19 protein-coding genes and 2 pseudogenes are annotated in these 24,657 nt (G+C 73.9%); 5 read left to right on the top strand and 16 right to left on the bottom strand.

Annotation, left to right across the window (positions count from 1 at the left end; all coding sequences use genetic code 11):
- Positions 1-60: 60 nt before the first annotated feature.
- From ACQP0T_RS17620 to shiA, 9 genes are all read right to left on the bottom strand, one after another.
- Positions 61-906, bottom strand: coding sequence for an SAM-dependent methyltransferase (locus tag ACQP0T_RS17620; protein WP_433869059.1), 846 nt, complete (start codon positions 904-906; stop codon positions 61-63).
- 114 nt (positions 907-1,020) lie between these two features.
- Positions 1,021-2,751 (bottom strand): glycoside hydrolase family 15 protein, encoded by a 1,731-nt coding sequence (locus tag ACQP0T_RS17615; RefSeq protein WP_433869058.1) that lies wholly within the window; start codon positions 2,749-2,751, stop codon positions 1,021-1,023.
- Positions 2,748-3,752 carry an SDR family oxidoreductase gene (locus ACQP0T_RS17610; RefSeq protein ID WP_433869057.1) on the bottom strand — a complete coding sequence of 335 codons (1,005 nt, stop codon included), beginning with the start codon at positions 3,750-3,752 and terminating at the stop codon, positions 2,748-2,750. Before ACQP0T_RS17610 ends, ACQP0T_RS17615 begins: the two co-directional genes overlap by 4 nt.
- The gene (locus tag ACQP0T_RS17605) at positions 3,749-6,715 is read right to left on the bottom strand and encodes an FAD-binding and (Fe-S)-binding domain-containing protein (protein WP_433869056.1); all 2,967 of its coding nucleotides are present in this window, start codon (positions 6,713-6,715) and stop codon (positions 3,749-3,751) included. The genes ACQP0T_RS17610 and ACQP0T_RS17605 overlap by 4 nt, the downstream gene beginning before the upstream one ends.
- A gap of 11 nt (positions 6,716-6,726) precedes the next feature.
- Complete coding sequence (locus ACQP0T_RS17600) at positions 6,727-7,833, bottom strand: enolase C-terminal domain-like protein (protein ID WP_433869055.1); 1,107 nt, start codon at positions 7,831-7,833, stop codon at positions 6,727-6,729.
- Positions 7,830-9,626 (bottom strand): thiamine pyrophosphate-requiring protein, encoded by a 1,797-nt coding sequence (locus tag ACQP0T_RS17595; protein WP_433869054.1) that lies wholly within the window; start codon positions 9,624-9,626, stop codon positions 7,830-7,832. Before ACQP0T_RS17595 ends, ACQP0T_RS17600 begins: the two co-directional genes overlap by 4 nt.
- 122 nt (positions 9,627-9,748) lie before the next feature.
- On the bottom strand, positions 9,749-10,993 hold the full coding sequence (locus tag ACQP0T_RS17590; protein ID WP_433869053.1) for an asparagine synthase-related protein: 1,245 nt from the start codon (positions 10,991-10,993) through the stop codon (positions 9,749-9,751).
- Complete coding sequence (locus tag ACQP0T_RS17585) at positions 10,930-11,568, bottom strand: hypothetical protein (protein ID WP_433869052.1); 639 nt, start codon at positions 11,566-11,568, stop codon at positions 10,930-10,932. The genes ACQP0T_RS17590 and ACQP0T_RS17585 overlap by 64 nt, the downstream gene beginning before the upstream one ends.
- Before the next feature lie 346 nt (positions 11,569-11,914).
- Entirely contained in the window at positions 11,915-13,231 is a 1,317-nt protein-coding gene (gene shiA, locus ACQP0T_RS17580) for a shikimate transporter (protein ID WP_433869051.1), read from the bottom strand.
- A gap of 328 nt (positions 13,232-13,559) precedes the next feature.
- On the opposite strand from shiA, the gene ACQP0T_RS17575 reads away from it, so the two are divergent.
- Positions 13,560-13,919, top strand: a complete 360-nt coding sequence (locus ACQP0T_RS17575; RefSeq protein ID WP_433869050.1) for a hypothetical protein — start codon at positions 13,560-13,562, stop codon at positions 13,917-13,919.
- Here the strand turns inward: ACQP0T_RS17575 and ACQP0T_RS17570 are convergent.
- Positions 13,891-14,667 carry a hypothetical protein gene (locus tag ACQP0T_RS17570; protein ID WP_433869049.1) on the bottom strand — a complete coding sequence of 259 codons (777 nt, stop codon included), beginning with the start codon at positions 14,665-14,667 and terminating at the stop codon, positions 13,891-13,893. The genes ACQP0T_RS17575 and ACQP0T_RS17570 overlap by 29 nt on opposite strands.
- A gap of 376 nt (positions 14,668-15,043) precedes the next feature.
- Here ACQP0T_RS17570 and ACQP0T_RS17565 point away from each other — a divergent pair, with 376 nt between their 5' ends.
- The 4 genes from ACQP0T_RS17565 (at position 15,044) to ACQP0T_RS17550 (ending at position 18,718) form a co-directional block, all read left to right on the top strand.
- Entirely contained in the window at positions 15,044-16,324 is a 1,281-nt protein-coding gene (locus ACQP0T_RS17565; RefSeq protein ID WP_433869048.1) for a hypothetical protein, read from the top strand.
- Positions 16,325-16,350: 26 nt separating this feature from the next.
- Complete coding sequence (locus ACQP0T_RS17560; RefSeq protein ID WP_433869047.1) at positions 16,351-16,704, top strand: hypothetical protein; 354 nt, start codon at positions 16,351-16,353, stop codon at positions 16,702-16,704.
- Positions 16,705-16,767: 63 nt separating this feature from the next.
- Entirely contained in the window at positions 16,768-18,030 is a 1,263-nt protein-coding gene (locus ACQP0T_RS17555; protein WP_433869046.1) for a nucleotide sugar dehydrogenase, read from the top strand.
- Positions 18,031-18,178: 148 nt separating this feature from the next.
- On the top strand, positions 18,179-18,718 hold the full coding sequence (locus ACQP0T_RS17550; RefSeq protein ID WP_433869045.1) for an EF-hand domain-containing protein: 540 nt from the start codon (positions 18,179-18,181) through the stop codon (positions 18,716-18,718).
- A gap of 268 nt (positions 18,719-18,986) precedes the next feature.
- Here the strand turns inward: ACQP0T_RS17550 and ACQP0T_RS17545 are convergent.
- From ACQP0T_RS17545 to ACQP0T_RS17520, 6 genes and pseudogenes are all read right to left on the bottom strand, one after another.
- A pseudogene (locus ACQP0T_RS17545) lies at positions 18,987-19,345 on the bottom strand (DUF6917 domain-containing protein).
- Between the two features lie 65 nt (positions 19,346-19,410).
- Positions 19,411-20,325 (bottom strand): annotated as a pseudogene (locus ACQP0T_RS17540) (Gfo/Idh/MocA family protein); the annotation flags it as partial.
- Complete coding sequence (locus tag ACQP0T_RS17535; RefSeq protein WP_433869044.1) at positions 20,322-21,425, bottom strand: Ldh family oxidoreductase; 1,104 nt, start codon at positions 21,423-21,425, stop codon at positions 20,322-20,324. The gene ACQP0T_RS17535 and the pseudogene ACQP0T_RS17540, both read right to left, overlap by 4 nt.
- Entirely contained in the window at positions 21,422-22,714 is a 1,293-nt protein-coding gene (locus tag ACQP0T_RS17530) for a M20/M25/M40 family metallo-hydrolase (protein WP_433869043.1), read from the bottom strand. Before ACQP0T_RS17530 ends, ACQP0T_RS17535 begins: the two co-directional genes overlap by 4 nt.
- Positions 22,711-23,562, bottom strand: coding sequence for a sugar phosphate isomerase/epimerase family protein (locus tag ACQP0T_RS17525; RefSeq protein WP_433869042.1), 852 nt, complete (start codon positions 23,560-23,562; stop codon positions 22,711-22,713). Before ACQP0T_RS17525 ends, ACQP0T_RS17530 begins: the two co-directional genes overlap by 4 nt.
- The gene (locus ACQP0T_RS17520; protein WP_433869041.1) at positions 23,552-24,568 is read right to left on the bottom strand and encodes a hypothetical protein; all 1,017 of its coding nucleotides are present in this window, start codon (positions 24,566-24,568) and stop codon (positions 23,552-23,554) included. Before ACQP0T_RS17520 ends, ACQP0T_RS17525 begins: the two co-directional genes overlap by 11 nt.
- Between the last annotated feature and the right edge of the window lie 89 nt (positions 24,569-24,657).

The raw sequence follows: 24,657 nt of genomic DNA, 5'->3' as shown, positions 1-24,657 counted from the left end.
TCCGCGTACGACGACGCGGACGAGCCTAAGGTGTGCTGCCGGAGCCGCAGCGGGGGCGGTCTAGCGGGTGGCGACGCCCGCGGCCAGGATCGCGTCCACGGGCTCGGCGGGCGGATCGGTGGGTTCCGGGCGCCACTGCGCGGGTTGCACCAGGCCGGGTTCCAGGAGCGACCAGCCGCCCGCCTCGATCAGCGCGGCGATGTCCGCGCGGGAGCGCGGGAACAACGGGTTGGCGGTGCGGGCGTAGACCTCCTCCGCGCTGCGGAGTTCGGCCTGCTGCTCGGCGCTCGCCCCGTCGTGGGTGAGGTGGGTCAGGACCAGCCTGCTGCCCGGCGCGAGCCGGCTGCTGAGCTCGCGCATCGTCGCGTGCGGATCGTCGCCGTCGGCGAGGAAATGCCACAGCGCCACCGTGAGCAGCGCGACCGGCCGGGACGGATCGAGCAACCGGCGCGTTTCGGGCGCGTCGAAAACCGCCTCCACGTCGCGGAAATCCGACTGCACCATGCCCGCGTGCCGCTGGACGCCCTGCTCCTCGATGGTGATCGTGCCGTGCGCGCAGGCGACGTGCTCGTAGTCGACGTACACGACGCGGGTCCGGTCGCCGACGATCTCCAAGGCCTGCTCGTGCACCGTCCGCACGCTGGGGATCCCGGCGCCCAGGTCGAGGAACTGGGTGATCCCGGCGCGGGCGGCCTCGCGCACGGCGCGCAGCAGGAACGTCCGGTTCGACCGGGCCAGCTTCGGCGCTCCGGGAACCGCTTCGATCGCCTTCTCCGCGGCGACGCGATCGGCCGCGTAGTTGTTGGTGTCGCCCAGGAAGACGTTGTACATCCGCGCCGCGTTGGGCTTGCTGACGTCGAGCCGGGCCGGTGCGGGCGGTGCGTGGCGGCCGGCGTGCTCGCTCATCGCTGTGGCTCCCCGAGGTCGTAGCGGGCTGCTGCGTACCGTATCGGTTCGCGGAAGCGGCTCAAAGGGCTGAAGCGAAACGGTTTCGCACCCCGCCGAGCGGGTTCCCGGTGCTCACCGCATCCGGCCGGTGCATTCGAGCAGCATGGCGTGCACGAAGGCCTGGGGGAGGTTGCCCCGGAGCTGGCGCTGCTCGACGTCGTACTCCTCGGCGAACAGGCCCGGCGGGCCGCAGGCCGCGCGGTTGCGCTCGAACCAGCGCAGCGCGTCGGCCTGTTCGCCCTGCTGCCACTGGGCCAGCGCCATGACGAAACCGCAGAGCAGGAAGGCGCCTTCGAACGAACCGAGCGGGTGCGGGTCCTGCGGGAACCGGTAGACGTAGCGGTCCACGGACAACCGGGACCGCACCTCCGCGACGGTCCGCCGGGTGCGCGGGTCGTCGGCGCGCAGCGCGCCCCGCACCGGGGGCAGCAGCAGCGCGGCGTCCGGTCCGGTGTCGTGCGGGGTGCGCTGCCAGTGCCCGCGCGGGTGCAGGCAGCGCCGCGAGGTCTCGGCCAGGATCGCGTCGGCGAGGGCGAGCATCTCGTTCGCCTCGTGGGCGGTCGGGCTGACCTCGGCCGCGGCGCGCAGCCCGGCGGTGCAGGACAGGCGGGAGTGCGTCCACCAGTCCTCGCCGAGCTCCCAGATGCCCGCCTCCGGGCTGCGCCAGTGCTCGGCGACGGCGTCGGCGGCGACGCCCATCGCGCGCCACCCGTCGCCGTCGAGCACGTCGTGCCGCGCCGCGGCGGCCAGCAGTTGCAGCAGTTCCCCGAAGGTGTCGAGCTGGAGCTGCCCGCGCACCCAGTTGCCCTTGACCACGTCCTGACCGCCGGGATACCCGGGCAGGTCCAGCGCCTCCTCCGGCGGCACGGGCGCGCCGTCGACGGTGCACGCGGGGCTGAGCGAGGTGCCCTCGCGCAGCAGCAGCCCGGTGAGGAACGACGTGCTGTCCGCGAGCACCGAGCCCGGGCCGTGCGCGGCGACCCCGATCCCGGCGTAGCACTGGTCGCGGACCCAGGTGTACCGGTAGTCGAAGTTGCGGCCCTGCTCCGGGCGTTCCGGGAGCGACATGGTGGGTGCGGCGACCATGCCGCCCCCCGGCGCGGTCAGACCGCGCAGCACCGCCGACGCCTGCTGGGCGTCCCGGGGGGCCAGGGTCCCCGCCATGCTCGGCACGGCGTCCCCCCAGTTCGCGGCGGTGGCCCGCCACGCCGAATCGGCGTCCACCGCCGGGCCGGGCGCGCCGTCGCCGAGTTCCAGCACGAGGTCGTGGTGCCCGCCCGCGGGCACGGTCAGCTCGGCGACCAGCGCACCGTCCTCGGCCACGACCGCCTCCGGCGCACCGGACCAGCGCACCCGCAGGTCGCCGGTGGTGGCGTGCCACCGGCCCGCGGCGTCGCGGTGCGGCGCGCTCATCGGCACCGCGCCGAACCGGGCCCGCGGATCCAGCCGCACCCGCAACCGCACCTCGCCCTCGACCGCCTCGATCCGGCGCAGCAGCACCACCCGGTGCGGATCGCCCGGGTAGGCCAAGGCGTCGCGGCACTCCACGGCGGTGGACGTGGTGACCCAGCGGTGCCGCCAGATCAGCGAGCGGTCCTCGTAGCGGCCGCCCCAGACGTAGCGCTCCACCGGCGTGATCGAGTAGCCGCCGTCGCCGCCGAGCAGCGCGGTGAACACCGCGTCGTCGTGCCAGCGCGGCGCGCACATCCAGACGATCGCGCCTTGCGGGCCGCACAGCGCACCGCGCTGCCCGTCGGCCAGCAGGGCGTACTCCCGGAGCACCTGCGGCGGGAAGCGGGTCATCGGCGGCCCCCGAGGACGACCGCGGCCCCGGCGGCCACGGCGGAGGCGGTCGCCAGCAGTCGGCCGCGCCGCTGCGACAACCACATCTGGAGGCTGCGCGACCGCGCGGTGCTGGTGAAGACCCCGTGGGCGCCGTAGTCGCGCCTGTCGGGGCCGTCGGCGGGCTGCCAGAGGTTCGCCGCGCGGTGCGGGTCCCGCACCGCGCGGTTCTGCTGCGAGTCGTAGCCGTTGCGGGCGAGATAGCGGTCCAGCAGCCCGGGGACCACCGCGTTGGCCAGCAGCGTGCCCGCGGTGCTCCCGCCGACCCAGTACTCCCGGCGCCCCGGGTGCTCGGCGGCGTGCAGCACCGCGCGGGCCGCCACCTCGGGCTGGTAGATCGGCGGCAGCGGTTGCGGGTGGCCGGGCAGCCGCGACAGCACCCACGAGAACTGCGGGGTGTTCACCGCCGGGAGCTGCACCATCGTGGTGCGCACCTGGCTGCGCTCGTGCAGCAGCTCGCTGCGCACCGACTCGGTGTAGCCCTGGATCGCGTGCTTGGCCGCGCAGTAGCCGGCCTGCAGCGGCACGCCCCGGTACGCCAACGCCGAACCGACCTGCACCACCGCGCCCCGGTCGCGGGGGCGCATCCGCCGCAGCGCCGCGAGGGTGCCGTGCACGTAACCCAGGTACGTCACCTCGATCATCCGCCGGTACTCGTCCGGGGTGATCTCGGTCGCCGGGGCGAAGACCGTGGTGAAGGCGTTGTTGATCCAGACCTCGATCGGGCCCAGCTCCCGTTCGGCCCGCTCGGCGGCGGCGTCGACCTGGTCCGGGTCGGCGACGTCGACCACGATCGGCAGCGCCTCGCCGCCGTAGCGGCGGACCTCCTCCGCCGCGCCGCGCAGTCCCGAGATCCCGCGCGCCAGCAGGGCGACCCGGTCCCCGCGCTGCCCGCAGCGGCGGGCGATGGCGCGACCGACGCCACCGCTGGCGCCGGTGACGACCACGACACGTCCGCTCATCGGTGCACCTCCGCGGCCAGCACTTCGGCGAGGTGCCGGGCGCGGCGGTCGCTGCCGTGCGCGATCTGCGTCCGGCAGCTGAAACCGTCGGCCAGCACCAGGGTTCCCGGGTCGGTGCGGCGCAGCGCGGGCAGCAGGGCGTGCTCGGCGCAGGCCATGGACACGTCGTAGTGCCCGCGCTGGAAGCCGAAGTCACCGGCCAGGCCGCAGCACCCGGAGTCGAGCACGTCCGCGTCGATCCCGGCCCGCCGCATCGCCTGCCGGTCGGCGTCGAAGCCGAGCACCGCGTGCTGGTGGCAGTGGGTCTGCACCACCGCGTCGGCACCCAGCTCGGGCGGTCGCCAGCCGCCGGGGGAGCATTCGGTGAGCAGCTCGGCCAGCGTGTGGAACCGCTCCCGCAGCCGCGCGGCGTCCTCGTCGTGCGGCAGCAGTTCGCGGGAGTCGGAGCGGAACACCGCCGTGCAGGACGGTTCCAGGCCGACCACCGGGGTGCCCGCTTCGATCCACGGGCGCAGCACCTGCAGCGTGCGCCGCAGCACGCGCGCCGCGACGCCGAGCTGCCCGGTGGACACCCAGGTCAGCCCGCAGCAGACCGGCTGCTCCGGCACCGCGACGGAGAACCCGGCGTGCTCCAGCACGGCGACCGCGGCCCGGCCGATCCGCGGGTCGAAGTGGTTGGTGAAGGTGTCCGGCCACAGCACCACGGCGTTCGGGTCGCCAGGCCGCGGTGGGGCGCTGCCGCGCCGCCGCCACTGGTGCTGGAAGTCCCAGCGGGCGAACCGGGGTGCGTCGCGCTCCGGGGCGACCCCGGCGGCCCGCTTGGCCAGCTCGCCCAATCCCGGGGTGCGCAGCGCGGTGTTGACCGCCCGCGGGGCGAGTCCGGCGACCCGCGCCAGCGCGGGCAACCAGCCCAGCGAGTAGTGCGCCACCGGGCGCAGCCGGTGCCGGTAGTGCTGGGCGAGGAATTCGGCCTTGTAGGAGGCCATGTCCACCCCGGTCGGGCAATCGGACTTGCAGCCCTTGCACGCCAGGCACAGGTCCAGCGCGTCGTGCACGGCGGTGGAGCGCCAGCCGTCGGAGATCGGGGAGTCCGCGTGCCCCTGGAGCATCTCGAACAGCAGCCGCGCCCGGCCCCGGGTGGAGTGCTCCTCCTCGCCGGTGGCCCGGTAGGACGGGCACATCACGCCGCCGGAGGAGCTGCGGCAGTTGCCGATGCCGACGCAGCGCAGCACGCCTTGGTGGAAGCTGCCGCCGTCGTCGGGGTAGCCGAGGAACGTGGCGTCGGTGCGGGGCCGGTAGTCGGGCCCCAGCCGCAGATCCGAGTCGGGTCGCCGGGGCCGCACCACCTTGCCGGGATTCATCCGGTTCGACGGGTCGAAGAGGTCCTTGACCTCGCCGAAGGCCCGCACCAGGTCGGCGCCGAACATCCGCACCAGCAGCTCGCCGCGCGCCTGCCCGTCGCCGTGCTCGCCGGACAGCGACCCGCCGTAGGAGACCACGAGATCGGCCGCGCGGCGCAGGAACCGGCGGAATGCCAGCACACCCGGCTCGGTCTTGAGCCGGAAGGGGACGCGGACGTGCACGCAACCGTGCCCGAAGTGCCCGTAGAGCGCCGGTCGTTCGTAGCCGAACTCGGCGAACAGCGCGAGCAGGTCCCGCAGGTAGTCGCCGAGCCGCTCCGGCGGAACCGCCGAGTCCTCCCAGCCCTCCCAGCTCTCCGGCATGTCCGGCGGGTTGGCGGTGGCGCCCAGGCCGGCCTCGCGCGCGTGCAGCATCCGCTTCTCGCGAACGGGGTCGTCGGAGATCGCCACGTCGTCGTCCTGCTCGGACTTGCCGATGCCGGACAGCAACCGCTGGACCTGTTCGTCGGCCTCCTGCTGGGTCCGCCCGCCGAACTGGGCGAACAGCCAGCTCGATCCACTCGGGAGCAGCCGCAGGGAGCCGGGGAACATGCCTTCTTCGCGGATGAAGTGCGCCAGTTCGCCGCCCACCGCCTCCAGGAGCAGCGGGTCGCAGTGCGAGCGCAGTTCCGGCGCCGCGTCCGCCGCCGAGGCGATGTCGGGGTAACCGAGCACGACCAGGGCCTTGTGCGGCATGGTCGGCACCAGGTCCAGCTCGGCGTGCAGCACCGTCGCGAGCGTTCCTTCGCTGCCCACCAGCAGCGCCGCCACGTCCATGCCGTCCTCGAGCGCCAGCGAGTCGAGGTTGTAGCCCGAGACGCGGCGCGGGATGTCCGGGTAGCCCGCGCGGATCCGCTCGCGGTAGCGGTCGCGCACCTCGCGCAACCGCCGGTGGAGTTCGCCGCGCTCGCCGCCTCCCTCGATCACCGAGGTGAGCTCCTGCTCGCTCAATGGCCCGACCCAGCAGCGCAGGCCGTCGTAGGTGAGGATTTCCAGCCGCCGCACGTTGTCCACCGTCTTGCCGTAGTGCTGGGCGCTCGATCCGCAGGAGTTGTTGCCGATCATCCCGCCGAGCGTGCAGTGGCTGTGCGTGGACGGCGCCGGCCCGAACCGCAGCGAGTGCCGGGACAGCTCCGCGTTGAGCCGGTCGAGGACGATGCCCGGTTCCACCACGCAGGTCCGGCGTCGCGGATCGCACGAGATCAGCGCGTGGCAGTACTTCGACCAGTCCAGCACCACGGCCGCGTTGGTGCCCTGCCCGGCCAGGCTGGTGCCCCCGCCCCGGGAGAGCACCGGGGCGCCGTGCTCCCGGCACACCCGCACCGCCCGAACCCCGTCCTCGACGGTGCGGGGCAGCACGACCCCGATCGGCACCTGCCGGTAGTTCGACGAATCGGTCGCGTAGGCGCCCTGGGACCCGGCGTCGAACCGGACCTCGCCGTCCACCTCCCGCCGCAGGTCCCGTTCCAGCGCCGCGGTGTCCACCCGGTGCGCGGTGATCGACCAGGTCTGCCCGTCGCGGAGGTCCGCCGCGCCCCGTCCTCGGGTGTGCTGGCTCGCCATCTCTCCTCCGTTCACCGCACCCGGTAGCGCTCGGCGTCCGGTTCCTTGAGGGTCATGCCGTGACCGGGTGCCGAGACGTCCGGCCGCACCACGCCGCCCTCCGGTTCGAGCACCCCGTCGAACAACGCCGACTCGATCCGCTCGTGGTCGTGGAACCACTCCAGGTGCCGGACGTTGGACGTGGCCGCCGCGACGTGCGCGGCCAGGTTCTGCGCGCAGTGCCCGGACACGTCGAGGTTGCGGGCCGCGGCCAACGCGGCTGTCCGCAGCCACTCGCCGAACCCGCCGCACCGGGTCACGTCCACCTGCAGGCAGTCCACCGCGTCGTCGGCCAGCATGGTCGCGAAGTACGGCAGGTCGTAGCCGTACTCGCCGGCCGCCACGTCGGCGGCGGTGGTGTCGCGGACCCGCCGCAGCCCGGCGCGGTCGTCGCTGGACACCGGCTCCTCGTACCAGGTCACCCCCAGCGCGTCGAGCTCCCGGCCGACGCGCACCGCTTGGCCCGCCGAGTAGGCGCCGTTGGCATCGGTGAACACCGCCGCGGGGCCGGCCGCCTCGCGGGCGACCTGCACCCGCCGCAGGTCGCGATCGACCCGGGTGCCGCGCGCCTCACCGATCTTGAGCTTCACCGCGGGGGCGCCGAGCCGGTCGGCCCACCAGGCGAGCTGGGCGCGCAGCCGCTCGTCGTCGTAGCTGGTGAAACCGCCGCTGCCGTACACCGGGACGGTCTCGTGCGCGCGGCCCAGCAACGTGCTCAGCGCCAGCCCGCAGACCCGCGCCGCGGCATCCCACAGCGCCGTCTCCACCGCCGACAGCGCGCACGACACCAGGCCGGGCCTGCCGTTGTTGCGCTCCACCGCCCGCATCGCCTGCCAGGCCGCGGGCACGTCGGTGACCTCGCGGTCCAGCACCGCCTCGCGCAGCTCGCCGCGCACCAGCTCGACGCAGGCCTGGTGCCCGTAGGTCCAGCCCACGCCGACCACGTCGGCGGCGTGGACGGTCACCACGACCGCGGTCGTGGCCGACCACGCGAGCGTGCCGTCGGCCTCCGGCGCGTCCGTCGGGATCCGGTAGGCCCGGGCCCCGACGTCGCGCACCGGGTGGCGCGCCGCGCTCATCGCCGGTCGGATCGCTTCGGCAGGTACTCCTGCGCCTTGGACTTGACGCCTTCCTTGACCACCGACCACGCTTCCGGGTCACCGCGCAGCAACGCCTGGCTGACGTTCTGGATCTGCTCCCAGTTGGCCTCCGGCGGGATCGGCGGCACCGCGGGGTCGGTCACGAACTCCACCAGGCAGGGCCGGTCCGACTCGATCGCGCGCTGCCACGTCGAGGTGATGTCGCCGGGTTCGTCCACCTTCATCCCGCGCAGGCCGAGCAGTTCGGCGTACCCGGCGTAGTCGAAGTCGGGCAACCGCTGCGACGGGATGAACTGCGGCGAGCCCGCCATGGCGCGCAGTTCCCAGGTGACCTGGTTGAGATCGCCGTTGTTGAGCACCCCGATCACCAGCCTGGGATCCGCCCACTCCCGCCAGTAGTGCGCGATGGTGATCAGCTCGCTGATCCCGTTCATCTGCATCGCACCGTCACCGACCAGCGCGAACACCGGTCGGTCGGGATGCGCCCACTTCGCCCCGGTCGCGTAGGGCATCCCCGGCCCCATGGTGGCCAGCGTGCCCGACAGCGAGCAGCGCATCGTGCCCCGGATCCGCAGGTGCCTGCCGTACCAGTTGGCGACCGAGCCCGCGTCGGTGGTCATGATCGCGTCGTCGGGCAGCAGCGGGGACAGCTCGTGGAACACCCGTTCCGGGTTCACCGGGTCGGCTTCCACCTGCGCCCGCTGCTCCATCGTGTCCCACCACTGGCGGACGCCCGCCTCGATGGAGGCCCGCCAGGACCGGTCGTCCTTGCGCCGCAGCATCGGCAGCAGCTCGCGCAACGTCGCCCGCGCGTCCCCGACGAGGTTCACCTCGAACGGGTAGCGCATGCCGATCAAGGTCGGGTCGATGTCGATCTGCACGGCTCGGGCCTTGCCGAACTCGGGCAGGAACTGGCTGTACGGGAAGTTGGCGCCGATCATGAGCAGCGTGTCGCAGTCCCGCATCATCTCCCACGACGGCCGGGTGCCCATCAGGCCGGACACCCCGGTGACGTAGGGCAGGTCGTCGCTGAGCACGTCCTTGCCCAGCAGCGCCTTCGCGACACCCGCGCCGAGCACCTCGGCGATCTCGGTGACCTCGGGCACGGCACCGCGCGCCCCCTGGCCGATCATGATCGCGACCTTGTTCCCGGAGTTGAGCACCTCGGCGGCGTGCCGCAGCTCGTCGGCCTCGGGCACCACCGTGGACGCGGACATCCCGAGGCTCGAGGGCACCATCTTGAAGGCGTGCGAGGGCGCGGTGTACTCCATCTCCTGCACGTCGCCGGGGATGATCAGCGCGGTGACCGTGCGCCGGGCGATCGCGGTCCGCATCGCCCGGTCGAGCACGTTCGGCAGCTGCTCCGGCGTCGTCACGGTCTGCACGTAGTCGCCCGCGACGTCCTTGTACAGGGAGTGCAGGTCCACCTCCTGCTGGTAGGCCCCGCCCAGCGAGGTGCTGCCCTGCTGCCCCACGATCGCCACCACCGGGACGTGGTCGAGCTTGGCGTCGTAGAGGCCGTTGAGCAGGTGCACCGCACCCGGACCGCCGGTCGCCGCGCAGACCCCCACGCGCCCGGAGAACTTCGCGTACCCGACGGCTTCGAACGCCGCGAGCTCCTCGTGCCGCGCCTGGATGAACCGAGGCTCGTCCTCGGCCCGCTGCCACGCGGACAGCAGCCCGTTGATCCCGTCACCCGCGTAGGAGAAGACCCTGTCGACGTCCCACTCCCGGAGTCGGCGCAGCAGGTAGTCGGACACCTTCTCGGCCATCGTCAGCTCCTCCTCACGGCGTGGTCGCTCTCCTCGTGGGGTATGCCGCGCGCCGCGGCGCTAAACCCGGTCGATCGACACCGCCTCCGGGGAGGTGGGGGAGCGACCACACCGCGGGTGGATCAGCCGGTGCCCGCCCGCAGGTCCGGTCGCCGCGGAACGGGACGCGAGGCCGTGGTGCCGCGCAACCACGTCTCGACGCCGAGCAGGTCCTCCAGTGCGGTGGCGGTCGCGGTGTCTGGGCGGGCGGTGAGCCGCTCGCCGAGCCGGTCCACGTCGATCAGCCCCCGGGCGGCCAGCTCGGAGTCGGCGAACAGCTCCACCAGCGCGGACCGGTTCCGGTGGATCCCGGCGCGGACGTCGTCCTCCGGGCCCGCCGGGGAGACCCGCTCCAGCACGGCGGCGGGCACGATCCCGCGCATCGCCTCGAACAGCAGCCGCTCGTCCTGGCCCGGACCGCGCTCCTGGGGGCGGACCGCGAGCACGGCCTCGGCGATGCGGTCGTCGTAGAACGGCAGGTCCAGGTCGAGGCCGGAACCGGCGTAGAGCTGGCGCAGCATCCGGTGCCTGCTCGCCGCGCTCCGCAGCGCGAGCAGGCTCTGGTGCTGGCCCGGGTCGGCGGCCAGCGGCGCGGCGTGCTCGGCGGTCCGGCGCAGGGCGTCCCGCGCCTGGTCGGTGCAGGCTCCGGTCACCCAGCCGGGCGCGCGCAGCGGTCGCGGTCCCCAGCCGGAGCCGGGCGGCTCCGGGCCGGTGAGCTGCTCGGCCTGCGCGTGCCACCACGCCGCCGCGGATTCCGGCCGGGCCAGCCGCCCCAGCGCGTCCCACAGCGACCAGCCGTCGGTGGCCCGGTAGCAGCGGACGTGGCGCAGCGCGGTGAGCGGATGGCGCCGCAGCAACCGGTGCAGGTAGCCGGGGTGCACTTGCAGCAGCTCCGCGGCCCCACCGCCGCTGAGGTGCCGCCGCGACCCGTGCCGGGCCAGGAGCTGCGCGGTGTAGTGCGCCTGGGCGGTCGTGCGGGCGAACGGGTACGGTTCCTCGGTCCCGGCCGGGACGTGCGGGTCGGTGAACGCGGCGGGCAGGTCCCGGCGGGCGGCGCTGAGGTGCTCGGCGTCCTCCAGGCTGCGCACGGCGTGCACGGCGAACGCGGTGTCGCCCCGGTCGTCGGCGGTCGGCCGCCAGCGCAGGGTGAGCAGGTCCGGGGTGTGCCGGTCGGCCAGGAAGCACAGCGAGGTGGCGGCGAGGTCGCCGGACAGCTCGGCGCTCAACCGGCCCTGGGCGGGCGCCCGGTGCTCCAGGCCCGCGGTCAGCGCCGCGCGCACCGCGCGGGCCCCTCGGCCGGTGGGCGCGTCGGCGCCGGGGCGTGCCACCAGCGCCGCTCCTGCGCGTCCTGCCGGTGCCACACCAGGCAGTGGTCGGGGGCCAGCGCCTCGATCCCGGCCCAGGGGGAGCGTTCGCCCAGCGGGGGGACCAGCAGACCGCCGCACGCCACCCGGGCCGCCAGCAGCTCCTCGTCGACCCCGGCGCCGGTCATCGCGGCCAGCACATCGGCCCGGTCGGCCGCCAACCGCACCGCGCCGACCCGGGCGTGGAAGACCCGCCGCAGCCCGGTCGCGCTGCCCTGGGCGCGGACCTGGCCGTGCACCGAGGCGATCACGTGGCACGAGCCGGGCAGCGCGGCGGCGAACGCGTCCACATCGGAGGTGGTCCGGATCCGCGCGGCCAGCTCCGCGAGCCGCGTGGTGGTCATCGGGCAGAACCCGATCACCGCCACGCGCACCGGGCCCGCGTCGGCCAGCGCGAACCGCCCGGCCGGCCACCGGCCGACCAGCCACGGTCGGCCGGAGGGGTGGGCGATCACGTCGGGGGAGTCCAGCGGGACCACCGCGCGGGCCAGCGACGCCGCGTCGGTGTCGGGCAGGACGACGAACCCTTCGCACCACATCGCGCGGCCCTCAGCGGTTCCGGCCGCGGTGCTGTCGCGCGACCGGGGTCGCTCCGCGTGACTGGTCGTCCATCACAACCTCCTCGACGCCCACGCCGTAGCCGGACGACTACGGGGAACAAGGATCATTGGCCGCGCGCCGGGCCCGGGTCAACGGCCCGGGCGCGACGGTCACCCGCTTTGCGCACCAACGTCAGCCGTACCAGTGAGCCGCGGGCGTGTCCGGAGGTGCAGGAGATCGCGTGGTGCCACCGGGTTTCGGAATCGATACAGCCGGGGTCCGCTGTGGACTCGCGGCACGCCTCGCTCCCTTGTGGACGATCACGGGAAGGGGCGACCGCTCGGGTCAGACGCGCTCGGCGGCGGGGTGCGGGGTGCGCGCGGGGGCCTGCAGGGTCAGCGCCACCGCCGCCGAGACGGCGCAGCCGACGGCGAGGTAGGCGGCCACCCAGTACCACTGCCCGCCGCCCAGCACGACCAGGGCGGTGGCGATGAACGGGGTGAACCCGCCGCCGAGGGCGGCGGCGACCTGGTAGCCGAGCCCGGCGCCGCTGTACCGGTACTCCGCGCCGAACATCTCGGTGAACAGCGGTTGCTGGACGCTGACGACCATGTCGTGCGCGATGTTGACCAGCACCACCGAAGCGACGACGACCAGGACCTCCGAGCCCGCTTCCAGCGCCAGGAAGTACGGCACCGCGGCCAAGGCGCCGATCACCGCGCCGCCCAGGAACACCCGCTTGCGGCCGTAGCGGTCCGAGAGCCAGGCGAACAGCGGGATCGTCACGATGCCCAGCGCGCCGACCAGCAAGCCGATGTTGAGCATGAAGCCCTCGTCGAAGCCGTGCTCGGTGGTGGCGTAGGACAGGGCGAAGGTTGTGACGATGTACATGCTCAGCAGCTCGGCCAGCCGCATCCCGATGATCCGGAAGAACGCGCCGGGGTGCTCGCGCAGCGCCCGGACCACCGGCAGCCGCCGCTTCCGGGACGGCTGCTCCTGGACCTCGTCGGTGAACACCCGCGTCTCCGGAACACCTGAGCGGATCCACAGCGCCACCGCCACGAACACGATGCTGAGCAGGAACGGCAGCCGCCACCCCCAGGCCCGGAACGCCTCGTCGCCGAGGACGGGTTCGAGCAGCGCCACCACGCCGGTGGTCAGGATCAGCCCCACGGAGTAGCCGACCTGCACGCCGCTGCTGTAGAAGGCCTTGAGCTTCGGGGGCGCGCTCTCCACGGCCATCAGCGCCGCGCCGCCCCACTCGCCGCCGACCGCGAAGCCCTGCACGGCGCGCAGCAGCACCAGCAGCAGCGGTGCGAGCCAGCCGATGCTCCCGTAGGTCGGCAGCAGACCGATCAGCGCGGTGGCGGCGCCCATGATCGCGACCGTCCACACCAGCATCCGCTTGCGGCCGATCCGGTCGCCGAAGTGGCCGAAGAACAACCCGCCCAGCGGGCGGCAGACGAATCCGATGCCGAAGGTGGCGAAGGCGGCCAGCGTGCCGGCGACCGGGCTGAACTCCGGGAAGAAGGCCTCGTCGAACACGATCGCCGCGACGATGCCGTAGAGCAGGAAGTCGTACCACTCCACCACGGCGCCGACGAGGCTCCCGGCTGCCGCCCGCCCCGGGCTGGTCGTCGCGGGCCCGGCCGCGTGGGTCATGGATACCTCCTGTGCGCTCTGCGCACATCCGTGCGCAATCTGCGGAATGGTGCCTGTCCGCATCGAGGCGGTCAACGCCCACCAGCAGGTGGGACGCCGAGCCGACCGGAGGTGGTGGGGGCGGCTGCCGTTCGGGGCGCGCAGCGCCCGGCCGCGGCGGGGAACCGTCGCGACCGGTGCGATGAGGGTAATCATCCGTTCCCCGCGCGCGGGCCTCGGCTGAGACCCGGGCCACTGGGCGTCCGGCGGGGCTCGGACGGGTGTTCCGAGGAGGCGGCTTCCGGCGAGCTCCGGAACGGGTGTCGGGTCCGGATGGCAGGCTGGTGGCATGTCTGCCTCCGCACCGGACGATTCGCTGGCGGGCGTCCTGGCCTCCGTCGCCTCGGCCGCGGCGACCCGCTTCCGGGGTCGCAACCTGATGATCCGCACGCGCGGGACGGTGCACGCCGTGATGTGGGCGCCGTGGATGGGCGGGTGGGAGCTGCCCGCGCCCGCCTGCCACGTGGGCGTGTTCGGCTGGGTCGTCGACGACCTGCATCCCACCGCCGACCCGGTGACCTGCAAGCTCTGCCTGCGCGGCAACGGCGGTGCCGGAGCCCGGGCGGGAGCTCAGCAGCTCGCCTTGGACCTCGACACCGCCGACGCGGGCGCGGAGCCGGTCACGCCCCCGACATCGTCGTCCGGCTGAAGCCCTCCAGCGTCGTCCGGAACGGGTCGGGGTCGATGCCGAACGGCCCGCTCAACGGGTGCATCAGCGCCGTCGACAGGTAGAGGACGAGTCCCAAGGTCGACGACAGCAGCACCATGCTCGCGATGTTGGCCGGCCGCATGCTCAGCCCCACCAGAAGCGGGAAGGCGATCATCAGCGCCGCGCCGAGGGCGCTGCCGACCAGCAGCACGGTGGTGAACGTCTTGCTGTCGGTGGCGATGTCGACCCGCTCCCGGTGGCCCTCGTCGATCTGGCGGATGCTCTGCAGCGACTGCTCCCGGGCCGACTTCACCGCCTCGTCGTCGGCGGGCAGGGCCAGGACCTCGCCGCGCAGCGCGTTGAGCAGCCGGTCGACCTCGGGATCGGTCCGGCTCTCGTCCAGCGCGGCCCATTCGTGGTCGACGACCCGCTCCGCGTACTGCTCGGTCAGCGACTGGATCGCCGCCGCCTGCGGGGCCGGCGCGACGGAGGCCTGCCAGTAGATGTCGGTGAGCGCGTTGGCCTCCTGCTTGGCGGCGCTCTCGATGTCGTCGCCGTTCTGCCACGCGAACACGATGTAGAACGCCAGCACCACGGTGAACAGCGCGTTGAGGACGCCGCCGACGAACGACTGCGAGTCGGAGTCCGATCCGCCGTCGGCGACCGCCTTGCGGCGGGCGATCAGCAGCGTGATGCCGGCGACCACCAGCGCCAGCAGTCCGACCGAGACGATGCTGAGGATGCTCAAGGGATTTCCCGTTCCTGGGTGCGAGAGGGGTGCGCGAAGGAGGGGCCGGGGCGACGAGCATGCCCGCACGGAACCCCGGTCGACTGTAGCGAGGTGGATTTCGCTTCGGCAGGCGGTTTTCCTTCTTCACCGCCGAGTTCACCGGATGTGGTGATCTTGGTGCGCGGACCGGTGGTGCCGCGCCCGTCCCCGGTGTCGCGACAGATCGCCGCACGGGCGCAAAGCGCAGGTCACGGGCTCCGATCGGACACTGTGGAGTGTGCTCGAACCCGCCGGGGGTGTTGTTCGGGTGCTGCTACGGTTCCTTCCGCCGTCACCGCGATGCAGCGGCTTTCGGGAATATTCCGCAGAAAATCCGGGGAGGAGGTGGACCGTCGTGCGCATCCGGAACATGTCGCGATGGGTGGCCGGGCTGCTGGTCGTGCTGGCGCCGCTGCTCACGTCCGCCTTCGTCCCGCTCGCCGCGCGCACCGGTGCGGCACCGGCCTCGGGTGCGGGGACGACGGGCACGGTGACGATCGCGGCCGAGGCCGCGGGCGACCGCTCGTCTTCGGTGCTCGACCTCCCGGCCGGTGCGCGGATCGTGTCGGCCGAGCTCCGGTGGAGCAGCGCCGGACCGGCGTGGTGCTGGTTCGACGGTGGCGCCGTGGTGATCCCGGATCTCTGGGCGGGCGCGGTCGCGATCACGGCCGACCGGGTGGAACCCGGCGAGCGCGGGGCGACCGCGCGGGCGGACGTCACCGAGCTGCTGCCCGCCATGCTCGGTGCGGACGGCGAGACGCTGTCGCTCACCGGGTTCGCGGCGGGGGCCGACCAGGAGTGCTGGGCCGAGTGGGCGCTGATCGTGGTGTGGTCGCGCGAGAATCCCGCCATCGCGGTGGGCAGCACCGTGGTCCCCGAGGTGGCCCGTCCGGGCCAGCGGGTGCGGCAGGGCGCAGTGGTGGGCAACACCGGCGATGTCGCGCTGCGCGACGTCACCGCGACCTTCGCCGGATGTCGCCGCGAGCTGGGTCTGCTGCAACCGGGCGACCATGCCGAGGCGCGCTGCGAGCTGCCCGCGCCCGCGTCGGGCGAGCTCCTCGTGGAGGTCAGCGGCACCAGCCCGGCCGGTGAGGTGGTGACCGCGCGGACCTCCGGGGCGGTGCGCGCTCCGGCACCGGAACCCGCTCCCTCGCTGGAGATCCACGTCGACGGGACGCCCCACCCCACCCGTCCGGTGACGGCCGTGGTACGGGTGTCCAACACCTCGGCGGTGCCGGTGCACGACGTGGCGGTCACCGGATCACCCCCGGCCTGCGCGCACCGGATCGATGAGCTGGCGCCCGGCCGGACCTCGGTCCACCGGTGCCGCGTCGGACCGGGTGAATCGATCGACCTGGTGGTCTCCGGCCGGTCCGCGCACGGCGTGGTGGCCACCGCCGAACTGGTGGTCGCTCCCGAGGGCGAACCCGGAACCGCCGTCGCGGCGCCGCCGAGCAGACCTCCGGCACCGCCACCACCTCCCCCGGAAGCGCCGGTCCGCGCCGCGGAGCTGACCGAGGTCGGTCTCGTGCGCGAATCCCCGGCCTGGACGGCGGGTTTCATCGCCGTGCTCGGCGTGCTGGTGATGATGGTCAGCGTGGGTGCGTTGTCCGCCGCGACCCGCATCGGCCGGTGACCTCCCGCCGGAACGGCAGGACGTCCGTGCACCGCACGGATTCTCACGACGACAACGATGACAAGGATGTGCAGGAAATGCGCCTTCTCCCCGCCGCCACCGCCCTCGCCGCGGGAGCGTTCGCGATGCTCGTGTCCGCCGGTGCGGCCACCGCGTCCACCGGTGAGGTCGCGGTGTTCGAGACCGAGTTGCAGCCGCTCACGAGCTACGCCAACCCCACCGGGTGCCACAAGCTGCCGATGGCCGCACACGTGCTGGTCAACCAGACCGACCAGCCGGTGCGCATCTACGGTGACCCGTTCTGCCTGACCCCGTCGCTGACCGTGCAGCCCGGCCACGGATCCCACGTCGCGCCCGGCAGCGGCAGCTTCTCGGCCTGACGTCCCGGTCACCTCGGTGGCGAGGTGACCCGCCCGCTGTCCCGAATGCAGGAGGAGGTGCGCATGTCCGTCGACCTCGTTGTGGTCGGCCTCGGCTACGTCGGATTGCCGTTGGCCGCCAGGGCCTGCGAAGCGGGGTTGAGCACCGCCGGGCTGGACGTCTCCGGCGAGGTGGTGGCCGGGCTCGGCGCGGGCCGTTCGCACGTCCGGGACGTGCCGGACGCGGTCGTGGCGGACATGGTGGCCACCGGGTTCACCGCGACCACCGACCCGACCGTGCTCGGCACCGCGGACACGATCGTGCTGTGCCTGCCCACCGGGTTGTCCGGGGTCGGCGAACCCGACCTCTCCGCGGTGCGCGCGGCGGCCACCGAGGTGGCCGCCCGGCTGCGGCCGGGCACGCTGGTGGTGCTGGAGTCGACGAGCTTCCCCGGTACGACCGAGGAGCTCGTGCGGCCGATCCTGGAGCGGGGCAGCGGACTGCGGGTCGGGGCGGACTTCCACCTCGCGTACTCGCCGGAGCGGATCGACCCGGGCAACGAGTCCTTCGGGATGCGCAACACCCCGAAGATCGTCAGCGGGTGCACGCCGCTGTGCGCGAAGTACGCCACGGCGTTCTACGACCGGCTGGTCGACTCCGTGGTGGTCTCCCGGGGGACCCGGGAAGCGGAGATGGCCAAGCTGCTGGAGAACACCTACCGGTACGTCAACATCGCGCTGGTGAACGAGATGTCGCTGTTCTGCCACCGGGTCGGCATCGACGTCTGGGACGTGCTGCGGTGCGCCGCCACCAAGCCGTTCGGGTTCACCTCGTTCCAGCCGGGGCCCGGGGTGGGCGGGCACTGCATCCCGATCGACCCGGTGTACCTGGAGAGCAAGGCGACCACCGAGGGATTCGCGTTCCGCACGCTCGCCGCGGCCCGGTCGGTGAACGAGGGGATGCCCGCGCACGTCGCGGAGCGGGTCCGCGGTGCGCTCGCCGAACTCGGCGTCCCGGTGGCCGGTGCGCGGGTGCTCCTGCTCGGCGTGTCCTACAAGCGGGACTGCGACGACACCCGGGAGTCGCCGGCGTACCCGGTCGCGCGTGACCTGCTCGCGGCCGGTGCGGCGGTCGGCTACCACGACCCGCACGTGCCGGAGTTCGCGGTGGACGGAGCGCCGCTTCCCCGCACCGAGGACCTGACCGCCGCCCTCGCGGCGGCGGACGTGGTGGTCCTCATGCAGGACCACCACTGCTACGACGCGGGGGCGCTCACCGCGTCGTGCCGCGCGCTGGTCGACACCCGGGGCATGACCTCGGGTGCCGAGGGGGTGGCTCCGAGCTGAGCCACCGGAAGAGTTCCGCCGGAGGTCGGCCGACTACCGGCGGGGACCGCGCTGGACGCCCCTCACGTCCCGTGCGAAGGTCGCGGCGGTGCCGGACGTGGCCCGCCGGACCGGCAAGGAAGTGTGCACAACTGCGAAGGAGATCATCATGACCGCGGCTACCGACATCGCGAACGAGCGGCTGCGCAAGCGCTTCGCCCGCTGGGACCAGAACAGCAACGGCACCCTGGAGCAGGCGGACTTCGAGAAGGAGGCCGCGCAGATCGCTCAGGCCTTCGGCAAAAGCGCCGACAGCGCCGAGGCGCAGGCGCTGCACGCCGCGTTCGCCGGGATGTTCCGGCACCTCGCCGTCGAGGCGGGTGCGGGCGCCGACGGGATGCTGTCCGAAGAGGACTTCGTCCGGGTGACCCAGAAGCTGATGTTCCAGGACGGCGAAGAGGCCTTCAACACCGTGCTCGGCCCGGTGATGCGGTCCATCGTCGGCCTGTGCGACAAGAACGCCGACGGCCAGATCAACGCCGACGAGTTCGTGGCGTGGCTGGGCGCCGTGGGTGTCGACTCGGCCCAGGCCGCCGACGCCTTCCGCCAGGTGGACACCAACGGCAACGGCGAGCTCTCCATCGAGGAGCTGCTCGAGGCCGTGCGGAACTTCCACTTCGGCCGTCTCGAGGTCGAGCTGCTCGGCTGACGCGAGCCGTTTCCGATCCGGTGGCCGGGGACCTCCACGAGGTCCCCGGCCACCGCGCTGTTCCCGGGCGAACCGCGTGCGGGACCGAGGAGTCGGCCAGGTGCGGGCCCCTCGTCCGAAGTGGGCGCACAGGAGCGGCTCCCGGAGCGAGAAGGCCGCTGAGGTTCCGCTACCCCGCACCGCCCCAGCCATCCTGAAAGCGGTCCTATGTCGGACGAGGGGGTCCTCACCTGGTTCCCACGGGGGCGGGGAGGCCCGCAGCAGACGGTCAGAGGACCGGTACCCGGGCCGGGTGGAAGCCCACCGGCATCTCCGGGAGCAGGTCCAGGTCCGCGCCGGTGACCGGCACCGGGGCGTGGACGATGATGTTGTAGTGGTTCGGGAAGTGGCAGGCGTCGAAGCCGAGCACGGTGCCGACCAGCCGCTCGCCGATCCGGAACTCGTCCCCCGGTCGATCACGCCCGCGCAGCCGATCTCGGCGAAGCCGAGGAAAGCCACCCGGTCGATCCGCGCGCCGGGCGCGGTGTCCCGGTGATCGGTGGTGAGCAGCTCGTGCACCTCGCCGCGGCGCACGCACCGGCTGGCGTGCGGCTCCAGCGACATCCCGCGTTCCTCGCGGCGGTGCACCAGCACCTTCACCAGCGTGCCGTGCAGCGCCCGCTTGGGGCCGTCCTCCTCGGGGTTCACCCCCGCTCACCTCCTGGTGCCATCGCCGGCTCGCGGCGGTAGACCTCGTCGACCAGTTCCAGCGCGGCGAGCCCGCCGTCGCGGTGCCCGGGTCCGGCGTCGATCGCGGCGGCGAAGGCGTCCAGGACGCCCACGTACTCGTGCCACAACGACGACTTGAACCCGCGGTGCCCGGCGAGCAGATCCGCCCGGTGCACGGCGCCGTCGGCCAGCCGCACCTCGACGTCCTTGGTCTCGCCCGGGTAGGACCAGTCCAGTTCGACGGTCGCCTGCGCTCCGGCGGCGGTGTCCAGCCGCACCACGGCCTGCCGGTCGGTGCCCCGCTCGTCGCGGGTCACCTCGGCCGCCACCACGGCGCAGTCGCCGAGGAACAGCCGGACCAGGTCGAAGGCGTTCGGGCCGTTGTCGGCGACGCACCCGCCGCCGCAGCGGTCCGCGTCGAGGTACCAGGTGTCGCCGCCGATGTGCTCCTCGATGCGTTCCAGGTACCGCACGGTCAGCGATGCGATGCCCGCCGGCGGCCCGATCCGGTTGCGCAGCCGCAGCGCGTTGTCGTTGTAGCGGCGGTGGAACGCGGTGAACAGCACGGGACCGCCGAGCTCCGCCAGCGACCGGCCTTCGGCGGCGGAGAGGCCGAGGGGCTTCTCCACGCACACCGGCAGTCCGGCCAGCAGCGCGTCCCGGCACAGCGCGGCGTGCGCGTCGTTGGGGGCGGTGACGACCACGGCGTCGAGCGCGGCCTCGCGCAGCAGGTCGCGGTGGTCGGCGTAGCAGGGGACGCGGTCGGCGTGCGGGGCCAGCGCTTCGGGGCGCAGGTCGCACACCGCGCCGAGTTCCCAGCCGGGCATCCGCTCGATCGCGGCGAGGTAGAACCGGGCGATGGTGCCCAGGCCGATGATCCCGATCCGTCGCGGGCTCACGCGCCCGTCCCCAAACCGAGCTCGACGAGCTCGCGGTGCACCTGGGGCAGCAGCGGCACCCCGGTGCGGTGGCACTCGCGGGCGCGTTCGGCCTCCCACCACCCCGGGTAGCGGACCTCGCCGTCGGCGGCCGCGGGCGGGCAGTCCACCAGGGTGCGGAACAGGGTGCGGGCGTCGGCGGCGAACTCCCCGTCCGGGCGCAGCAGGTCGGGTGCGATGGCGAGGACGAAGAACCCGATGTCGTCGTCGGTGCCGTGCGGTCCGCCGGTGCCCTCCAGCGCGGCGGGCGCCGGGCCGAGGCCCGCGCCGGGCAGCAGCGCGGAGAGCAGTTCGACGACGAGCCCGAGCCCGTAGCCCTTGTAGGCGCCGGTGGCCGGGTCGCCGCCCAGCCAGCGCAGGTGGGCACTGCCCGCGTCGAACCGGGCCGGATCGGTCACCGCGCCCCCCGCGTCGTCGGACAGCCACCCCGCCGGGACGGTCTCGCCGCTGCTCGCGGCGGTGCGGACCTTGCCGGTGGGGACCACGGTGGTGCTCATGTCCAGCAGGAAGGGGTGGTCGTCGAGGGCGGGTGCGGCGACGCTGAGCGGGTTGGTGCCGAGCATCGCCAGCGCCCCCAGCGGTGGCCGGGCGATCCGCTGCCCGCCGCAGTTGCTCGCGACGACCCCGATCATGCCGCGTTCGGCGGCCCGCAGCGCGTGGAACCCGGCGCAGCCGAAGTGGGTGGCGCCGCGCACCGACACCAGCCCGATGCCGTGCCGGGCCGCGCGGTCGGTGGCCGAGTCCATCGCCTCGGCCGCGGCCCAGAGGCCGAGCGCGCGGCGGGCGTCGACCAGCGCGCAGGCGCCGAGGTCGGTGCGGATCACCGGCTCGGCGTCCGGTGCGGTGCGGCCGGAGGCGAACAGCGGCAGGTACAGGCGGGTCAGGTTGAACGCGCCGTGCGAGTCGAAGCCGCACAGGTCCCCGTGGCAGAGCGCGGCGGCCGCGGTGGCGGCCCGGTGGGGCGGCGTGCCGCGCTCGGCGAACAGGTCCGCGATCAGCGCGTGCAGCTCGGCGTAGGGCACCGCGATCCGTTCCCGCAGATCGTCGGTCAGCAGCGTCATGGTGTGGTGGTTCCCCTTCCGGCACTCCGGTGCCATGCGGCGAATTCGGTGAGCAGGGCGGACACGGCCGCGGCGAACTCCCGCAGCTCGTCCAGGTCGGCGTACTCGCCTTCGGCGTGCGCGTTGTTGGTCTCGAGGCTGCCCGGGCCGAGCACGGCGGTGGCCGCGTCGGCGACGCCCTCCATCCAGATCGCGTCGCAGGTGAACGCCGGTTCGTCGGCCGGCCAGCGGGCGATCCCGGCCCGGTCCAGCAGCGCCTCCAGCCACGGGTCGGCGCCGTCGAGGCTGGGCAGCCCGCGCTTGAGCCACTCCACGCTGGTCAGCGCGTCGGCGCGGGCGGCGGTGCGGGCGAATTCCCGGGTTCCGGCGAAGGTCCGGGCGAACTCGGCGATCCCGGTGCGCACCGCCGCGGTCAGCGCCCGCTGCGCGCCCTCGCCTTCGGCGGAGGAGGCGTAGGAGAGGTTGAGCAGCAGCTCGCCGCTGCCGTAGACCCGGTTGTGCCGGTCCCCGGTGCGCAGCCCCGCGACGCAGCAGCGGCCGGGGCGGTGCGCCGGGTCGAGCGCGCGGGCGAGGTGCTGGGCGAGGAAGCCCAGCAGCACGGAGGCGTTGTCCCCCGCGTCGGGTCGGTCGTCGATCGCGCCGTGGCCGTCGACCCGGACCCGGGCGGTGGCCGAGGCCGTCGCGCGGGACAGGTGGCGCAGCCCGGTCGGTTCGCAGAAGACGTTGAGCCGTCCGACGTATCCCGCTTCGACCAGCGGTCGCGTGCCGTAGGTGCCCATCGCGCCGCCTTCCTCCCCGGCGACGGCCTGGACCAGCACGGTGAGGTCGCGCCCCAGCGCGGGCTCGCGGGCGACCGCGTCGCGGATCCCGGCCAGCAGCGCCACCGCCGGTCCCTTGGCGTCGATGGCGCCGCGGCCGGTGATCCGGTCGCCGCGCCGGTCGACGGGTTCGAGCCCGGCCACCGTGTCCAGGTGCACGTTGAACATCGCGGTGGCGGCGCGCGGTGACCGCGGACCGAGCCGCAGCACCTGGCTCGGCTGCGCGGTCAGGAAGTCCTCGCGGGCGGCGGCGCGGTGCACGGCCGCGGGAACGTCGTCGCGGCGCAGCACCGCGCGCGGTGGGGCGCCCCGGTGCACCACTTCGAAGCCGAGCTCCCGGGCGGCGCGGGCGTAGGCGCGCTGCGCGCGATCCAGCTCCGCCGGTGGATCGCCCGGGTCCGCTTCCAACGGGTTCACCGTGGGGATGCGCAGCAGGTGCAGCAGCAGCGCGACGTCGTCGTCGGTGATCACGCGGGCACGCTCCCGGCGAGCTCGTGCAGCAGCGCCTCCAGCCGCCGCCCGGCGCGCACGAACGGTTCGGCGTCCTCGGCGCGTACGCCGTCGTGCGGGCGGGCCGCGAGGTGCGGTTCCAGGGACAGGGCGCCGGTGTAGCCGGAGTCCAGCAGCAGGCGCAGGCAGTCCGCGACCCGGGCCGAGCCGTCGCCGGGCAGCACGTAGCGGGCCTGGCCGGGGCCGCCGACGGCGTCCTTGACGTGCACGTGGGCCACGTGCGGCAGCAGCGGGGGCAGCAGTTCGGCCGCGTCGTAGCCGTGGTCGACGCCGTTGCCGGTGTCGAACAGCAGGCCCAGCCCGTCGGCCGCGCCGAGGAGCTGGAGCATCCGATCGGCGTCGGCACCGGCCCACCCGGCGCAGTTCTCGTGCAGCAGCACCACGCCGCGCCGCGCCGCGCGCTCGGCGAGCAGGGCGGTCCGGTCCAGCACGCGGTCCCGCCAGTCGTCGGGGGCGAGGCCGCCGTCCGGGTAGGACATGATCCGGACGTAGCGGGTGCCGAGCGCGCCGCAGCGGTCGGCGAGCACGTCGAGCTCGTGCAGGTCGTCGGCGAACGGCGCGGTGACCGGCCGGGCCCAGTTGCCGATCCGCGAAGCCGCGCACACCACGTCCAGCCCGGCGTCGCGCAGCGCGGTGCGGACCCGGGCGAAGGCGGCGTCGGTGAGGTCGGCCAGCGCGGTGCCGTCCACCGAGCGCAGCTCGACGTGCCGCCACCCGAGCCGCTGGATCGCGGCGATCTGCCCGGCCGCCGAGGTGGCCGCTTCGTCGCCGATGCCGGCGAGCGCGCGGGGCGGGGGATCAACCGGCATGCTGGTGCCTCCGGTGCAGGTCGGGGAGTGCGGTCAGGCAGTGCTGCTTGGCGGCCGCGACCAGCCGGAGGATCTCGCCGTGCAGCGCGAAGGTGCCGTCCGGTCCGGGATCGGGGTGCAGGAAGTGCCGGTAGGCGCGGAGCACGAAGGCGGTGAGCGCGTCGTCGCGGAACACCCGCCGCACCCGGTCGCCGGTCGTGGTGAGCTGGGCGTGGTCGTCGTGCTCGCTGAGCGGGAAGTGGCCGGTCGCCCGGCCGCGCTCGAAGTCGAGGGAGATCCGGCGCTCGCGGACCGGAGCGGTGAGGTCGGAGCTGATCTCGCTGAGCACCCCGCCGCGGTGGCGCAGCACCAGGCGCGCCCCACCCATCCGGGGGAGCGTGAAGTCCTCGCTGCGCATGTCGGTCCACTCGGCGTCGAGCAGCTCGGCCGGTCCGGCCAGCCGCAGCACCACGCCGAGCGCGTGCGGGATCTCCACGTCGAACGCGGTCGGGTGGCCCTCGTCGAGGGTGGACCGCTGGAACCGGGGCTTGTCCTGGGTCACCGAGATGGAGCGCAGGTCGCCGAACGCGCGGCGCATGGTCAGCGCCTGCAACCGGTGGGTGAGCTCGGCGTCCAGCCAGTGCGTCACCACCGCGGGGGCCAGGCCGTGCTCGTCGCACGCGCGGCGGACCGCGGCGTACTCGTCGAGTCCGGTGGCCAGCGGTTTCTCCACGATGATCCGGCGGAATCCGAGGTCGCCGAGCTCGCCGAGCAGCGCGGCCCGGTCGACCGGCGGGGTGCACAGGTGCACGACGGTGTCCTCGGGCGGGAGCAGGGCGGCCGCGGCGCGCACGGATTTCACGACCGTGACCCCGGGTCGCTCGCCGCGCGCCTCGGGTGCGGGGTCGCACGCGACGACGGGTCCGGGGTGGAACAGTTCGCCTGCGGCGGCGCGTGCTTGGGCCAGGACCCGCAGGTGCAGTCCCGCTCCCGCACGGCCGAGGCCGACCACGAGTGATTGCAGCATCGTACTCCGTAGTGCTTTGTGGACAGGAACTGGCGTCGGAATCGGCCTGGAATCGCGCCATTTCTCCGGATTCCCGCCAGACGGATCGC

The sequence above is a fragment of the Saccharopolyspora sp. CA-218241 genome (assembly GCF_050954615.1).
In the GTDB taxonomy this organism is placed as follows: Bacteria; Actinomycetota; Actinomycetes; order Mycobacteriales; family Pseudonocardiaceae; genus Saccharopolyspora; species Saccharopolyspora cebuensis.
This window is presented reverse-complemented; position numbering and strand designations above follow the sequence as displayed.